The organism is Tateyamaria sp. LSS28 (genome assembly GCF_059611725.1).
Genome location: NZ_JCAPFI010000002.1, coordinates 564,423 through 580,736 on the forward strand (window position 1 = coordinate 564,423; position 16,314 = coordinate 580,736).

The 16,314-nt window shown below is 62.4% G+C and carries 14 protein-coding genes; 1 reads left to right on the forward strand and 13 read right to left on the reverse strand.

The features are described from left to right. Positions 1–12: 12 nt before the first annotated feature. The 13 genes from AC53L6_RS07350 to AC53L6_RS07410 all read right to left on the reverse strand — a co-directional run bounded on the left by AC53L6_RS07350 (position 13) and on the right by AC53L6_RS07410 (position 14,116). Positions 13–522 (reverse strand): phage baseplate assembly protein V, encoded by a 510-nt coding sequence (locus AC53L6_RS07350; protein ID WP_496907362.1) that lies wholly within the window; start codon positions 520–522, stop codon positions 13–15. After that, entirely contained in the window at positions 519–1,646 is a 1,128-nt protein-coding gene (locus AC53L6_RS07355) for a hypothetical protein (protein WP_472726133.1), read from the reverse strand. The genes AC53L6_RS07350 and AC53L6_RS07355 overlap by 4 nt, the downstream gene beginning before the upstream one ends. Further along, positions 1,643–2,005, reverse strand: coding sequence for a hypothetical protein (locus AC53L6_RS07360; protein WP_496907363.1), 363 nt, complete (start codon positions 2,003–2,005; stop codon positions 1,643–1,645). The genes AC53L6_RS07355 and AC53L6_RS07360 overlap by 4 nt, the downstream gene beginning before the upstream one ends. Further along, the gene (locus AC53L6_RS07365; protein WP_496907364.1) at positions 2,002–2,658 is read right to left on the reverse strand and encodes a hypothetical protein; all 657 of its coding nucleotides are present in this window, start codon (positions 2,656–2,658) and stop codon (positions 2,002–2,004) included. The genes AC53L6_RS07360 and AC53L6_RS07365 overlap by 4 nt, the downstream gene beginning before the upstream one ends. 61 nt (positions 2,659–2,719) lie before the next feature. Continuing rightward, positions 2,720–5,065: an eCIS core domain-containing protein gene (locus AC53L6_RS07370; protein ID WP_496907365.1), complete on the reverse strand. Its 2,346-nt coding sequence runs from the start codon at positions 5,063–5,065 to the stop codon at positions 2,720–2,722. A 33-nt stretch (positions 5,066–5,098) separates the two neighbouring features. Next, entirely contained in the window at positions 5,099–6,445 is a 1,347-nt protein-coding gene (locus AC53L6_RS07375; protein ID WP_496907366.1) for an eCIS core domain-containing protein, read from the reverse strand. Continuing rightward, the gene (locus AC53L6_RS07380) at positions 6,442–6,678 is read right to left on the reverse strand and encodes a hypothetical protein (protein WP_496907367.1); all 237 of its coding nucleotides are present in this window, start codon (positions 6,676–6,678) and stop codon (positions 6,442–6,444) included. Before AC53L6_RS07380 ends, AC53L6_RS07375 begins: the two co-directional genes overlap by 4 nt. Next, on the reverse strand, positions 6,675–8,555 hold the full coding sequence (locus AC53L6_RS07385) for an ATP-binding protein (RefSeq protein ID WP_496907368.1): 1,881 nt from the start codon (positions 8,553–8,555) through the stop codon (positions 6,675–6,677). Before AC53L6_RS07385 ends, AC53L6_RS07380 begins: the two co-directional genes overlap by 4 nt. Next, on the reverse strand, positions 8,552–9,889 hold the full coding sequence (locus AC53L6_RS07390) for a Pvc16 family protein (RefSeq protein ID WP_496907369.1): 1,338 nt from the start codon (positions 9,887–9,889) through the stop codon (positions 8,552–8,554). The genes AC53L6_RS07385 and AC53L6_RS07390 overlap by 4 nt, the downstream gene beginning before the upstream one ends. Beyond that, positions 9,886–10,623 (reverse strand): hypothetical protein, encoded by a 738-nt coding sequence (locus AC53L6_RS07395; protein WP_496907370.1) that lies wholly within the window; start codon positions 10,621–10,623, stop codon positions 9,886–9,888. Before AC53L6_RS07395 ends, AC53L6_RS07390 begins: the two co-directional genes overlap by 4 nt. Further along, on the reverse strand, positions 10,620–11,312 hold the full coding sequence (locus AC53L6_RS07400; RefSeq protein ID WP_496907371.1) for a hypothetical protein: 693 nt from the start codon (positions 11,310–11,312) through the stop codon (positions 10,620–10,622). Before AC53L6_RS07400 ends, AC53L6_RS07395 begins: the two co-directional genes overlap by 4 nt. A gap of 17 nt (positions 11,313–11,329) precedes the next feature. Further along, on the reverse strand, positions 11,330–11,845 hold the full coding sequence (locus tag AC53L6_RS07405) for a phage tail protein (RefSeq protein WP_496907372.1): 516 nt from the start codon (positions 11,843–11,845) through the stop codon (positions 11,330–11,332). A gap of 18 nt (positions 11,846–11,863) precedes the next feature. Then, positions 11,864–14,116, reverse strand: coding sequence for a phage tail sheath family protein (locus tag AC53L6_RS07410; protein ID WP_496907373.1), 2,253 nt, complete (start codon positions 14,114–14,116; stop codon positions 11,864–11,866). Positions 14,117–14,625: 509 nt separating this feature from the next. On the opposite strand from AC53L6_RS07410, the gene AC53L6_RS07415 reads away from it, so the two are divergent. Beyond that, positions 14,626–16,182, forward strand: coding sequence for an eCIS core domain-containing protein (locus tag AC53L6_RS07415; RefSeq protein ID WP_496907374.1), 1,557 nt, complete (start codon positions 14,626–14,628; stop codon positions 16,180–16,182). Positions 16,183–16,314: the final 132 nt, after the last annotated feature.

Below are 16,314 nucleotides of genomic sequence, written 5' to 3' on the forward strand. Positions count from 1 at the left end.
CAAATACCCTGTTTAAATGACTGTCAGCGCTCCGTTGTTTACCGTCACTGTTGGCCCCACCAACGTGATCGAGGCCCCGCGCCCGTTCTGGATGTAGATGCCGGTATCATTCACGATCAAAGAAGCCCCGGCGGTGGTTTTCAGCACGATGCCACCCGTGGGTCCCGGCAGGTCCGTCACCGTCACCCCATTCTGCAGGGTCGTCTGCATCGTCAAAGACGAAAGGCCGGGCGGCGTGATGTTCGCAAGCGCGGGCACCTCGGCGGCCGAGCCAAAAAAGCCGCCAGTCCAGATCGGATAATCCGGATCGCCTTTCTCGAACTCGATCCACACGCCCGCTCCAATCGGCGGCACCGCCAAATTCCCTGTCTGGATACCCGCCATTGGAAAACACGGCATCGCCCAGCTGGACAAAGCGACGCCCGACACATCCGGCACAATCGCCTGGATCCGGCCCGTCAGCAGGGGATCGACGTTGTTCACGACCGTCCCCCGATATTTTCCGTAATACGTCTCCGTCATACCGGTACCGACGCACGGGTCGGCAGCAGCCCGCTCCTCTTCAGGGTGAAAGACTGCTTGTAGGACCCGCGCGAAAGATCGTGCGTCACGCTGTCGACGTAATGCACGCCGTCGAACGCCCGCCCGGCGCCCCGCACACCCACGAGGCTCCGCGCCCGCAAGATCCGACCATAGCGCAACACGTCGATCCGCCCGCGCCCGCGCACCGGATCGCTTCGCTGGGCCGCCGCCGCGAACCCTCGCACCACGGCCTCGTAAGGGTTCAACCGTGCTGTATTCTTCAAGCGGTTGATCTTGGGTGGTGGCGGTACGATCGCCCCATGCGGCAGATGAAACGGATGCGCGCTCGGAATGGGGATCGGGATAGGCGCTTTGGTATTCCGCTCCTGAATGTAAACCACAGGAACCTCGAACTCATCCTTCCCGAAACTGAAAGAAAGCTCTTCTGTATTGGTCGAAAACCCGCTCTCTGCTGTCAACGCAGGCTGCACTTCGCCCAGTCTGATCTCCGGCCCCCAATAGGCAACCGATGTCGCAGGCGCCGGTCCCGGCTTCAGAAAGAACGTGTATCCAGCCTCCCTCGCCAGGGCGCGAATATAGGCCAGATCACTGTCCTGATGCCTGGGGATGCGGTCTGTCGGCAGCGGCGGACTCTCCAACGAGGGAATAATCTGAGGGATCACGCCCAGCCAGGCATACTTCGCCAACACCAACCCAACCCGCGCAAAGGGCGGCATAGCGGGATATGGAATGCCGGAGAAATCGAAGTAGTCCATCGCCGCCGTCACATCCTTGCCTTTGACCGAAAGCATCGACGGTTCACTGCCTGATCCCGGTTGCAAATCCGTCTTCTCGACAACGCCGTTGATCAGGCTCACGGCCTGCCCATTGATCGTTGCCAACAAAGCCACCCGCAGGATCGGCAACGCCGCCCCACCTGCCAGCAGGAAGATCGTGTTCAGGGGCGAGTCCTTCTCCAGCGCGAACATCATCTCGAACCCGCTCGCTGTCTCTCCCGAATTCTCCATCACCTTCACAGATTGCAACGCATCCACGACGGCGCGCGGGGCCGCCACCGGCACACCTGGCCCAAAGAGCACCGAAAGATTGATCCCCTTGATCACAACTCCTCCTCCGCGCCCGGCACGCCCTGGGGCAGCGTCAAACGCACCTCGCGCCCCGGAACCTCAAGTTCTTCGGCGAACACGGCGCCGTTGGCGTCGCACAAAAACCAAAAGCCCTCCGGGTTGCCGATGTCAGCGGCAGCGATCTGATCTAACCGTTCGCCTTGCGTCACCAACCGGTAGGCCTGCGTCGCAAAAGCGTCGGGCTGCGCCACGAACCGGCGCGTCACATACGTGATCACCCGCCCATCAGGCCCTGTGATCGTCTTCGTCGGCAGGCCCGCATACCGGCTTTCCGGTGGAAAATCCGTGGCTTCCACGATCCCCGCCTCAAACATCGCCTGAATTGGATTCGTCATGGCAATCCTCCCACGCCCAAGCCACTCAGAACACCGCCTCGCGCGCGTCCTGCAAGCTGTTCCTTGTTCTGCAAATACGCCATGAAAAGGCCGGAGCCGCGATGTGTGAACCCCAGATCATCCACGGACAGGACCCGCAAAGAGAGCGAGACCTTCGCGCGGATGGGATTGAGATTTGCGTCGAAGAACTCCTCCGTGATTGACAGAGACGTCACCCGCACTGGCACGATCCGCTTGGCGGACCAGACGAAAAGCGCCAGCGGCGTTTCGGCCGGAGTAATCTCGAACGATCCCGCCGCGCCCTGCGCATTCTGCCGCTCCAACTGCGCCGTGGCGGGATGCAGCATCGTCTCAAGTGCAGAAAGCGCCGGAAAAATTCCGGCTTCCACCGCATCCGGATTTTCCCGTGGAAATTCCAGCTGATCGGTCGCGTCAAGCTCGGCCTCCAGCGTGATCGTCTCTACCGCTGGGCCCGTCAACCTGAGCGGCTGCGAACGATCCGGCTCGTCCGCGATGCTCTGGACTTCCAGCGAGCGAGAGAGCGTTTCGGACGCATATTGCAAAGTGATGATCCGCTCCACCGCCCCGCTCTCAGGCGAGATCAGCACCAGCCCGGCACGCGTGAGTTTCGGAGAGCGTGGGAAACCTGTCATGACAGGGCTCGTGATGCGATGGGTCCGGGCCAACGGGCGGCGGCCGCAGAGGACAAAAATTTCATTGTGCCAGCACCCCCAATTTGCGCGACAGTTTGATGGCTGCGGTGTGAATGTTTGGGCTCAACGTTGGCACCGGGCCATTGATCAACTCAGAAGAGCCGTTGAAGATATCCAGGAATGTCTGGTCGAGCGGCAGCGCGCTCAGCAACTCGCGTACCCGACCTTCGGCGTCCAGCGCCTTGAAATCCGCGTGTTTCGAGATCTTGACACGGTGGGTTGCCTCGCCCTGCCCCGGGAAGCGGCGGTAGATCACGATCTTGCCGTCGGTTTTCATAAAGAAGTCGATGTAGGTTTGTTGCAGCGCAAAGGCGATGGTGGAGATTGCCGACAGATCGACATCGCCTTTGGCCGCAGCGGCGCGATCAATCGTCAGGCCGATGTCCTGTTCAAGCACGTCCAGGCTCGCGTTCGCCAGACCAGTGAGTGGCGTCGCGGGGTCGGCCAGCTCGGTATAGACCACGCCGAAACTCGACATCAATTCCTGCACCACCGCGCGGGATTGCCCATAGGTCGTGCCGATCAAGCGGCGGCCAAGGACGGGCCGGATATCCACCCCTTTGTCCTTGGAGACGGGAATGGGTTTGGGCAGGTCGTATATCCCTTTGGTGTGCCGCACATTCGTGCCCGCCTGCATCTGTCGCTCATCCCCGGCTGGCGGGTCATTGCCTCGTTCTTCGAGGTCATAGATCAGCATCACGTAGCTGTCGGGGTTTTGCAGGGCGAGTGTCTTTGCCGGCGGGTCGCGCCTGCGGTCGCGCCCCATTTCGGTGAAGTATTGCTGATCCATATAAACGTCGATCAGACCGCGATCGATGGCGTGGTGCATCGCCTCGTGGATGAGCGTCGCTGCCAGACGGGACAGGCCCAACGCGCCTTCGGCGGCTTCGACTTCAGGGCGCGCTTCTATCGCCTCTTCCGCGATGCGTTCGTAATCCTCGGTCTCAAGATCAGCGCCCTTGCCTGAATTGCCCCCGGACTTCTTGAGCTCTTTTGCCTCGCTCTCCTTTTTCGCGCTGATATCGCTGACGCGGTCTTCGATCTGTTCTTCGCGTTCCTCGGTCAGCTCGTCTGGGTCTTTATCCAATTCGGCCGCGATCGTCACCGCGTTCACATTGGGGGCAAAACGCTCTTGGTCGGTGCAGAATGTGACCTTGCCGGATTTGTAATAGGCCGCGGCGCCGGCCTTGTCGCAAGGTGTGCCGGCGATGCCGGATTCACAGCGGATATCGTTTGCGGGGTCGATTTCGCCGATAAAAACCTGCGCTTTTTTGAGCGCGCCGAGCGCCTCGTCAAGGCCCGCCTCATCGCCGCGCAGCACCCCGAGATTGCGTTTCAATACGCGGTCAATGCGGCGCATCTGCATCGTCCTGCGTCCGCCGGACGCCGCCGCAGAGCGGTTCGCTTGCAGCGCTGCAAGCGACCGGGCCATCGTGGCTCTGGCCAGGCCATGGGCCTTGACCAGCGCGGCTACCTCGGGCGGGGGACATTGGCATTCAGCCTTGGAGTCCCAGACACAGGGCGTGGTCACATCTGTCGTTTGGACCGCCGCCTGATCCTCTGACGCCTCAGGGGCGCGTTGTACCACAGGGCACCCCACGGCCTGTCCCTGCTGCAACGTATGCACCAGTTCATGCGCCATGAGCCGGCGTCCCTCGGTCGAGGTACCATACTCGCCCGGCGCAAAGGCGATGTGGTTTTGCAGGGTGTAGGCGCGGGCATTGATACCCCGGGCGGCCCTTTGCGCAGACGCATCCGTGTGAAGTCGCACGCGTGAGAAGTCGTAGCCCAATCGCGGCTCGAAATAAGCTCGGTCCGCGGATGAAAGTGGCTGCCCGCCCGTGGCCACCGCTGCGGCCGCTGCCCCTGTATGCGCGGCAGGTCCCGATGCTGCTGGCTTCATCTGGACGCTTTCTTCCTCTTCGTCTTCCATCCGCTGCAGACGATCCGGCTTCATCTGCACTGCTTCCTCTTCATCCTCCTCCGCCATGCGTTGTATCGACTCGGGCTTCATCTGGACGGCCTCGTCCTCCTCCTCGTCCATCCGCTGCAGCGTCTCGGCTTTCATCTGCAACGCCTCATCCTCCTCGGGCTCCGCCTCCATCCGCTGCACCAAAGGCGTTGCAGCGATCGGCGCCGCTGTCAGGCCCGCACCCGAAACGACGCGGTCCGCGACCCGATCTGCCTCCTGCTCATACACATCTCCCGGTGCGCCAAGCGTCAGCTTTGGCTGCACCCCGAGTTGCTCGTCAGCCGCACAAGCTGCGCATGCCTCGCCGCCGCCACAGTCGCAGGCCCGCTGCACCATTGCACCCTCGGCGGCTTCAACGGCAACGCTACGCTCCATGGCAGCCTCCCGCTTTATTTGCGCCTGCCCGGATCATGGGCTCGGTGCCGCTGGCCAGTTGGGCAGCCGCCCCCGCAACGCCGTGCGCAGCCCGGCCTTTTGCGCCGTCGTCCAACCCGTCGTCACTGCATCCATTGTCTGGGTCACCATCGTTTCAACCTCGTTGCATTCGCACTTGCAGCCCAAAGCCTGCAGCGATCCGGGAATGCTCTCGCTGTTGGGATCGAAGGTCGCGATGAAATCGATGTTCGCATCGAGGCGCTGATGTGCTGGCCCGCCCGGGCTTGTCTCGGCCTCCGCCGCGTCGAAATGCGTGGGAAACTCAGAGGCCAGCGCCACAATCTCGGAAAGCTCGCCCTGCGTTGCGGCATGGGTGCACGTCGCCGTCGTCACTGACGCCGGCCGCGTCAGCCCGCCACTGATCGTATCCTCAAACCGCGCGTGCTCGCTCTCGTGGACCAGCGCCGCAAGCGCCTCTGCGTGCCACGCATCACGCGTTTCGCCGAAAATCCGCCGTGCACCGCGGTTGAACTTCAAAGCCCCTCGATTGAGCTTCCCAGGCACGAAGATGCAGCGCTTGGTGGCGGCAGCGAACCCGTCCGGATCGGTGTCTCCGGTTGGCAGGCTCTCCCGCGCCCAGCGTCCGCAATCGGCCAACATAGCGGAGCTTCCGTCGGCCAAATCAGCATCGATGAAGATGCCATGCACCAGCGCGACGCGAGAGGCATCATGCGCCGTCAGCACCTGCTCAAGCTGCCGCGCCCTTCCCGCATGGCCGCTGCTGCGCGCCCGTGTTGGCGTCATGCCGCGGCGGCGTGCCCGCGGGTCTGCCTCCTCCGCCTCCTGATCCTCACTGAAGCCCTCGGCAGAGCCCGCAACGGGTCCGCCCGAGGGCGGGTTGCAAATGTTGTTCGCCGTGCAAAGCCGCTGGATCGTCGGCCCGCCCGATGCTTGCGTATGCACAATCTCATGCGCCAGAACCTGCCGCCCGCGCGGGCTCTGGGGCGCATAGGCACCAGGCGCAAATGCGATATGCTGACCATGCGCGAAAGCCTCGGCCCCAATCCCCGCTGCCGCCGCGTTGGCCCTCACGCCCGTATGCAGGCGCACCGTGGAAAGATCCCGTCCGAAGCGAGGTTCGAAATAGGCGCGCTCGGCGGCACCCAATGCCCGCCCACCAAGCGCCGTCGCATCCGCCGCCTCTGTAAGCGCCCCTGATGAGACAGCTGGCGCGTGCGACGCGCCCAGATGAGACGCCACACCGCCAAGCGCCGCGTCAGACACCGCATCCGCCCGCCGCTCATGCGCATCACCAGGGCGGCTCACCGAAACGGACCGCTGCACACCCGCACCCCGCCGCCGTGCCACCCGCGACCTCATGACGTCACCGCCTTCAGCGCCGCAGAGGCGACGCGCACCGGCAAGGCATCCGCTGCCCGTGGCATCTGCGCAGTGGCCGTCGCGCGCGCTCCCCCGACAAATGCAGCGGTCCCACGCTCGGCCAAATGCGTCTCGATCGCCGCGCGTAACGCGCTGTCCAGCGCGCCCCGCGTCAACCCGGGCTGATCCACGACAACTCGATCAATCCGAAGTGTGATCCGACTGCCACTCATCGAAACGCCCCCATCTCTGCCGACGTGAAGGGCTTTTCAAGTTTCGTGTATTCCCGCCGCGCGGCCCGCAGCACATGCTCCATACGCAACGGTTTCCCAGCGCCCGCCGCCAGATAAGCAGCGTTAAGCGCGATCGAGCGAATGGCACCGCCAGCAATGTTCAGTGCCGCAAGCGCGTCGGGCTTGATCCCATCAAGTGGCGTCTCATTTGGAAATATCCGCGCCCAGATCTCCGCCCGCGCCGCCGCATCGGGGAACGGGAAATTCAACACATAACGGAGCCTGCGCAAAAACGCCGTATCCACCGCACCTTTCTGGTTTGTGGTCAGGATCGCGAGGCCCGAATACGCCTCCATCCGTTGCAAGAGATAACTTACCTCCACATTCGCATAGCGGTCATGGCTGTCCTTCACCTCGGACCGCTTGCCAAAGAGCGCATCCGCTTCGTCGAACAGCAGGATTGCCCCGCCATCCTCCGCCGCCTCGAAAATCCGTGACAGGTTCTTTTCGGTCTCACCGATATACTTGGAAACAACCTGCGACAGGTCGATCCGGTAGAGATCAAGCGCCAGTTCGCCTGCCAGTACCTCCGCCGCCAGCGTCTTGCCGGTGCCCGAAGGCCCGGCGAAAAGCGCTGCCGCACCCAGACCGCGCGGGCTTTTGCCTTCCCAGCCCCACTCCTGATTTACCACCCAGGCGTCGCGCAGATGTCCCGCCAGGTCCTTGAGAACAGAAAGCTGATCTTCCGGCAGCACAAGGTCAGCCCAACCCGCCCGGCTCTCGATCCGGTCGGCCAATCCATCCAACGCTCGCCGCCCCTGCAGCCGGGCCGCCTGCCAAAGCCGTCCGGTCAGTGCCTCCGGCTCCATGCCCGGCTCCATCTCTGCCGCTGCCGCGCGAATGGCCGATGGCGGCAGTGCAAATTGCGCTGCAACCCGGTCAAGCAATGCCGCCTCGCCCTGGGTTCCCAACGCCTGTTGCCAAAGATCCCGCCGTTCGCGCCGGTCCGCCTCTGCCAGATCGAGGCGCAGCACAGGCTGGCGCTCCGGCAAGTCCGGGTCGTCCGCTGCCAGGATCGTTGGACCGGAGATCAGATCCGCAAAAGCCCCCGCCGCACCTTCGATGAGCACCGCGGCGGAGGACAGCGCCAACTCCCGGTCCAGAAAGATCGCCAACGCGTACCGTTGCGCCCAGTCGCCCGGAATATCCACCGCCGCAACCCGGTAAAGCCCCATACCCAACCGCGCCGCCGCCGCCGCCGCAAGCGCCCGCTTCGCGGCCGCATCCCGTCCGCCAAGCAGGATCACCGGCGGGCGCGCCACGCCTCGCCAGGCCTGCGTCAACCGCTCGGCCAAGTCACGCTCCCTCGCGCTCACGACCCCATCAGCCCAAACAGGTCGCACCATGCCTTCCAACCGCTGGTCGAGATACATCGTGCCAAGCAAAGCATGAACGATCCGCTCATCCGCGCGCAAACTGCGCTGCCAGAGCGGTCCTGCCCCGCCAAGCTCCAGCAGCCGCCACCGCCGCAGCGGTGCTTCGGGCACAAGCGCATCCCAGATTGCCGGGCCCACGAGGCGCTCAGCGACCGACACGTCGCACACGTCGCGACCGCCAAGTGTCTGAACCACGGCCGCCGTCGCCCCATCGAGTTCAACCGCCACGGCAAGCACCAGCAATTCCTGCTCGGCCTCCGTCAGCCGGAAAATCGACGACAGCCGAAGCAACGCACTCTCTTTGGATACTGCGAAAGGCGGTGGCGCCGTACCCTCCGCCAATGCCGAAAGCCGCGCCCTGACAGAGCCGATTGTCGCCTCCAGCCCTTCCCGCAGAAGGGCCAATTCCATCTCGGGCGTTGTCTGCATCGTCACCGTCATGGGATCGTCACCGTTTCAAGGCTCGGGGGCTCTGTTGTCAGGTCGATCACCGGACTGTCGATCCCATCGACACGCAATCGCACCGGCACCTCGATACCAGAGGTCAGGCCAGCGAAGGTGGCGGATGCTTCATTCACCGGCGTCACCGGCGTGTCCACTGGTATCGCCGACGCCCCAGCAGCAATGGCAACCGTCTGCCCGGGCCTGATCGGCGGCGCGCAGGTCAACGTCAGTTGCACATCCTCCAACACCGCCGCTGCCGCGGCTGTACTCAATGGCGCCAGCGCCAGTGGCAGCGCGTTGGAAATCATCTCGCGCCCGTCAGTATCCCACACCGAAACATCAACGACGTAGGCGCCAACACGCCAGCGTGCCGGATCGAACACCCCGCCCGCCTGCGGCGATCCTGGCAAGAGCGGCACCCCTTCGGGCAGCGTCACCACCAACCGGTTCGGCGCTGCCGGCTCAAGCGGCGGCATGGCCAGCACAACACCCGTGCCGGGTTCGGTAAAGCGCACCGTTACCTCTGCGCCATCCAGCGCGAACCCCTCCAGCACCACGTTCCCGCCAAGCCGCATCACCGGATGTCCATCTTCCGGCGTGACCGCCGTCAGCGTCGGCACCGTGTTCGCCAGGTCCGGGCGGACCGTCACGCCGGGGTCGCGCTCTGTCTCCGGGTCCACCAGCCCGCCCCGCGACAAAACCGGCAGGCTTGGACGCACCGGCAATTCCCGCTCGATCAGCACGACAGAGACGTCATAGGCCACCGTCGTCCTGTAACTCGCCTGAAACGCCGTCCAGAGCTTCGACATATCGTCCATGGACAGCGTCCGCGGCGTGATCTTGATCATCTCTACCTGATCAGCAAGCTCGGAGGCGCGGATCGGGTCGAAATCCTCCGGCGGCAGTATTTGATCGATGATCGCAAGGTTCAGCGCTTCGCGGATCACCTCGCGCGGCAGCATTGCCTGTTCATGGAAAAGCTGCATCGCATAGCCCAGCAGTATCTCCGCGTGCAGCTCCTCTCCCGAAACTGCAGTCAGGATGTAGTGCAGATCGAGCGCGAGACGCGGCCGGCATACCAAATCACCCGCCCGGTTCCGTGTCGGCATATCCGAGTTCCGCAACGCCGCATTCGGCGAGACGCGGTACAAGAAAAGGTTCAACTGCGTCGCTTGGTCCGCCGAATTCTCCGAAACCACGCGGTTCGGCGGCAATGCCGTCACGGTGAAATCCGAGCCCAGCACCTGGCTGATATTTCCGTTGATCATCGCATCATTGATGAGGTCCTTCATCAACTGCGTCACCGCGGAGATGGCCAGCACATTGCTCACGAGGCACCCCCACCAAGAAAGTCGGACAGTGAGGACAGCTTCAGGTCCCGCTGCGCCCGTTTCCGCGGCACCGCTTTCTCGGTCTCACCTCGTACCTCGATCCGCCCGATATGGATGGAAATCTCGGGCGGTTGCGTGTCCAGCGGTTCGCCCAACGGCGTCCCTCGCTCAACACGTTGCGCGGGCATCGGCGCAACGGGCAAAGATCCGACCTCGCGCTCAGCGGGCTCAGTCGGCAACAGTGGCTCAGGAGGTTCATCCCCTGCAAGGAATGCACTGGGTGGCGCGCTTTCCGCTACCAGCCGCTCCTCCTTAACAACGCGTTCCATCACGCGCTCCTCGGCGGTGAAAAGAGGTGCTGGCCCAACTGATGTGCCATCGGAACCCTCTCGAACTTCTACGAATAGCGGCCCATCGTCCTGCCGATCCTCACGCTCCGGCTCGGTCCGTCGCTTCGGCACCGCCGGAGATGGCATGTCGGGTGAAAAACGTGCTTCTACGGACTCGGCGCGCACGTCCTCGGTCATACTCTCGCTGGCAGGCACCTCCCTGACAGGTCGCGGCGAAGATTCCTCCCGCGCGTGCCGAGGCTCGGCCGCAACTTCCTCCACCCGCTCGGAAAATCCGTCCTCCGTCATGCCGCCAGCTTCGAACCGTGCTGGCAGACGCGCCTGCAATCCGGGCTTCTGTTTCCCGGCGGCGCGCGCGACCAGCCGCTGCAACACACTGCTCATCCGCCTCTCGCAATCCGCAGGTATGTCTGCCGCCGCACAGCTGAAAGTGCCAGAATATCCCGCTCGGCCCAGCCGAACGCGGCTGCCAATTCTGCAACCTCACCAAAAAGCCGCAGCGCCGTTGCTTCCACCTCGGCCCAGACAAGTGCTACAACATCGAGCACCTCTGTCCACACGGCAGAGCAGGCTGTGCAGGACAACCGCGTCGTCAGCTCCCCCTCGGCCTCCCGCGCTTCAAGCCGGGCGTCGATCTCTGCCACCAACGTTGGTGGAATAGATTCACCTCCTGTCGCCCGGGCCCGCAAAGCGTCTGGCAGGTCTGCATCCGGCACGGTTACCACGGCGGCCAAATCGCGGCTCGTCAACGGTCGCAGACAAATCTCTTCGTCGCCGACCCCAACAACCTCTTTGGCCATCTCCGGCAACGCGCCAGCCAAAGCCTCTGCATCCAATGCCAGCTCCAACACCTCACCGCAGTCCGGGCAAACCGCTTGCGCCTCCAGGTCGCGCCCAAACGTCGCTGCCCGCAACAGTAACAGTCCGCGATCCCGCTCAGCCAATGGCAACGCTGCCAAATCTCCGGATACACCAGCCGCCCAAAGCAGTGCCAAACCGCGATCCAGTGGGCGGCGGCCCACCCCGGCCTCCCACGCCTGCAGGATGCTGGTGGATGTCAGATGCTGTGCCATCAGACTCTCATTTCAGATCAGGCGAAGGAGGGCTCGGTCGGCTCCTGCACCTCCACATCGCGGATCCAGCCTTCGTTCTCCAGCTTGATGGATTGGATGGCGACGGCGTTGGCGTTGCTGTCCAGTTCCGGCAACGCCTGGAACTCCGACACCCAGCAACGGAACACCTTGTAGGCAATCGCCAACTGCCCAGCTTCGTTGTACATCTCGAGGATGATGTCCTTGCGAAAGTCGGAGAGGGACACTTCCGCTCCCAACCCCGCCTCGACGTTCCACACAAGGTTCGCCCAGCGTTCGAAATCCTCGTCATGGGTCACGCCGCGCTCCAACATGATCGCTTCGAATTTCGTACGTCCCGGCGATTTGCGCCCGGTCGAGCTGTCCCCGCCGACGCGATGCTCGACCACCTCGGTGGACCGCTTGAGTGCCCCTACCTTGGAAACACCCGCCACAAAGCGCCCGTCCCAACGCACACGGAACTTGAAGTTCTTGTAGGGATCGAAGCGCTGCGGATTCACACTGAATTCAGCCATAGTCTTTCTCCTTTGCGCTTACTGGCCCTGTCCAGCGATCTGCTGGAGCGAAATGATGACAAACTCGGCTGGCTTCAGCGGCGCGAAACCAACGAGGACGTTCAGGATGCCAAGATCGATATCCGCTTGCGTCGTCGTCGTGCTGTCGCATCGCACGAAATACGCCTCCTGCGGCGTCGATCCCTGGAACGCGCCCTGCCGAAAGAGGTTGTTCATAAAGGATCCAACCGAAAGCCGGATCTCTGCCCACAAAGGCTCGTCATTCGGCTCAAAAACGGCGAATTGCGTGCCACGGTAGAGGCTCTCTTCGATGAAAAGCGCCGTGCGCCGCACCGGGATGTACTTCCATTCGCTCGCCCTTGCGTTCGCCCCGACAAGCGTGCGCGCACCCCAAGCTACCGTGCCGTAAACGGGAAAATTCCGGAGGCAGTTCAACCCCAATGGGTTCAACACGCCATTCTCCGGATCACTGAGCGCATAGTCGAGCTCCTGAACACCTCGCAGCCCAGCCTCAATGCCTGCCGGAGCCTTCCAGATTCCGCGCGCATTGTCCGTGCGTGCCATAACCCCAGCCATTGCCCCCGAATTCGGGAAAGGTCGCGGCCGGTTCTGTTGCAACGGGTCCGCCATGCGAATGCGAGGGAAATAAGCCATCGCGTTGTTCGAGGGGAAGGGTCCACCCTCAATCCAAGTGCGCGCCTCCTCAAGCGTATCCACATTGGGATCGATGTCGATGATGATCATCGAACGCCGCTCTTCTGCATAAGCGACCGCCGCTGTCAGCGCAGGCTCATCCTGAATGCCCGGCAGGCACATGATGTTGAATATGTCTGCATCCTCGAGCGCGAATATCCCCGTTTTCTGAATCCGGTCGCCCACGATTTCGGCAGTCAGCGTTGGTGGGTCCCCATCTGCGCCGGTGATGCCCGACACCTGTGCACCTACAGTCGGGCCAACACCAGGCTGATAGAAGCCAACATTGGCCAGCACATCCACGCCCGACGAGCCGAGCGCATCACCCACCGCATCCGAGATCAGGATGCCCGTAACCGGGTTCGCCGCGCCCGGCACGATCCGCAACGCGCCGTTCACAATCGTCGCCGTTGCACCCGCCAGCGCCGGTGTCACATCCGCCTGCAGCGCCGCCTCGATCGCGGCGCGCACCTCCTCTTCATCGGCTGGCACCACCGCAAACACAACCGTCACATCCGCGAGCGACGTTCCTGGATCCGTCAGATCCACCAGATCGAACTGCAACTCGTCATTGGCCTCGATCGCGCCCGTCAGCGCCGCGAAATCCGCAATCGTCGTATGGGGCAGCGCCGGTCGCAACTCTGCTGCGCCGGACACCTCTACACCACCATTGGCAGCCCCAAAGCCCAGATGCGCCGCTGCATTCTGCTGCGACGCGTTGCGGAACACCACGGCCGAGCGCCGGTCGCTCGTGCCCGAGGTAATCACGATCTGGTCGCCCTCGATCACACTCGATACAGCGGCAACCCCTGGCAGCATCGCCCCGATCTGCGCCACGATCCGCGTCTCAATCGCCGCGCGCGTCACAGGCGGCGCGTCGCCCTCGTCAAAGAGCGTGATCTCTGTTGGCAGGCTCCCATCGACGGAAACAACCATCCGCCGTAGATCCGCATTAAGATCGTCTATCACCGCCTGGGGAATATCCCGGCTCCGTGCAAAACCGGCGCCGCCACCCGCGCTGTCATCCGTCAGCTCCACCAGATCGGACGCGGCATTCACCGTATCCACGGCATAGGTTGCGGCTCTGTCGTTCATCGAAAGATTGCGATGTACCTCCCGCCGCAGCTCAACCGGATTCCCGTTCCGCTCCCCCAATTCGACGATCGTGAGGTTGAACGTGTTCAAGGGATCGGAAGTGTCGTGATCCACCGTGATTTGCAGATTGTTCCCCCAAGCACCCTCAGAGGACGCCTCCACCGTCAGGCTCGGGTTGCCGTCGAAATCCAGCAGTCCCACAGTGGCCGCTTCCGCATTCGCCGCCACCCGCACGATCCATGCCGTGCCGCCGCCGTTGAGAAAGAAGTGGTTCACCGCATAGCTGAGATCGCTATCGGCATCGAACCCTCCGAACTGCCGCTCGAAATCCGCGTAAGAGAAAATCTGGACCGGCTCACTCACCGGGCCGCGCACTGTATAGCCGATGAACGCTGCTATGGAGGTTGGCACGCCAGCAATGGCGCGGGAACCGCTTGGTACCTCCTGAATATAAACTCCGGGATAGGACACGTTGACAGGCATGGACAACTCCCTTGCTTTAACTATGCGGCAGTTAAATCCAATAAAACTTGGCGCTACTTTTGGTTGTATTATTGTATTAAGGACATCAGAGGCACGCGTGGCCTGCAAAGAAATAAAAGCGCAATAAACAAGTTGCTTCGCGAGCAGCAAAGCATGGATTCACTGTTAGTCTGTCCGTAGCCCCCCGGCTGTGCATCGCTGCACCCCTTTAGGAGGCGGAAATTAACGATTCGAGTCAAGTGCCGCTCTGGGGAATCAGTAAGAGCTGTCAACCCAAAGCGTTTTCAAATCTGCGTAATCATCTCTTTTCACACTGTTTTCGGCACGCCGCCAGACGGCCCACGAATGGACGCTGCCGCAGGCTTCCGGAGTGCTCTGCAAGGTGCAGACGTTACTGTGCTCTTTAGTTCTGCCTCGCTTTCTTACCCCCTCAGTGCTACGATCCCAATCAAACGGGGACTTGTCGGTTAGACTTTGAATGACGCCGCAATCGTTAGGAGATTTTTCCTATGACCCGCGTGTACGCCCCGCCAGAACCGGATGTCACGCCTCGACAGGCAAGTGTTTTTCAGCGCGCCCCCGGGGAAGCGGTGGGTCTTTCAGGGAGAGAGGGGCTCCTGGAGCGCGAGGCGCAGGAGAAACGCGGTATCAGACCAAATCTCACCCTCAATACGCCCGGAGACAGGTACGAACAGGAGGCCGACCGCGTCGCCGATCAGGCAGTCCCGGACGAAATGGCCGCGAACCCTTCCACCCCTGCCCCGGCGGTCGCGCTTCGACGTCAGGTCTTGGATGACAAGGGCAAAGACGCGGAGGAGATCCGGGCAAAACCGTCTGGGGCTGCCCCGTCAAACGCGGGCAACGTCACGCAAGCGGCGGCAGCGATCTCCTCCGGGGGACGTCCCCTCCCGCAATACGAGCGGTCCTATTTCGAGCCGCGCCTGGGCCAGGACTTTTCCAAGATACGCATCCATGACGACACCCGCACCGGCACCGCCGCCAGTGGCATCAATGCACGCGCCTACACACTTGGAAATCACATCGGCTTCGCGAATGGCGAGTACCGTCCCGACACGCTGACGGGCAAGCGGCTCATTGCCCACGAACTGGTCCATACCGTTCAGCGCACAGCGCCCGGCCTTGTGCAGTGCGCGCCGCCCACCGGCGAGGCAGAAACAGACGAGACTCATCTCTCACCTCACTTCATCCTGAAGAAGGTGTTGGCAGGCGGATATCGGAAACCCAGCGAACTATCGGCGGACATCGCGCCACTTTCAGAACTGTCTAAGCGAGACCTCGTCGAGTTCTTCACTGTCGATTTTCCCGACGCAAAGGTGGGCCGCAGGAATGTCGGCGAACTCATCTGGAAGACTATGTATGACCGGAAGGCCGACCATGAGCCGATTGGCGAGGAAGCGCAGCAGCGCGCCGCGGGATCCGCGCGCTGGATCGATGAAGCACCCAAGGAAGGTGGCCTCAAGCCGTCAGACAAGATGAAGCGCACCTACAAGCGCTGGGATAAGAAAGCCGAAGCGGGTCCCATGAGCCGTCCGCAGTGCATGAACGCTGGCAACCAAGGAATGAGCGCATTGATCGAGCCCGAGGTCATCGGTCCGGCCAAGGCAGCCAACGCAAGGTCCAAAGAAGGGGCCAATGTTACTCGGCTGGCCCACCTGCTACGACGCCACGGTGCGGTGGGAGAGCGGTTGGTCTTTTCCTATCAGGCTAAGACCAAGGGTTGGAGCCCCGACTTCGAGGATACCCTGCTGGCCGAGACCTCAAAAGATCCCGAACCGGGTGTCTACTTTTTCCTGGTGTCGCTCCACGCGCACCACATGGTGATGATCATGGTGGACCGCAATGTCGTCGACGCGCCCCAGTTTTATTTTCTGGATCAGTTCGGAGGATTCCTTACGTTCAATAAGGACGGCACGGTCAAGGGTGCAAAAAAACTAAGTGCCGAGCACGGGGTCACCAAGGAGGCCAAGACGTTCAAGGGCATACACAACCCAACGATCATGTGGCCGGTGATGCCCAAACTTCCCGAACCATCGTCCGGACCTTGACTCAAACAAAACAGTCTCCGCGTTGCATCGTGCACAAGGCTGACCGGGTTTGAATAGGCTCTACCAAGGAATTTGAAAAACCCGACGTCGCCGTGGCTCTGTTTGGCTCCGGATTTCCGTCTCATCTCCACT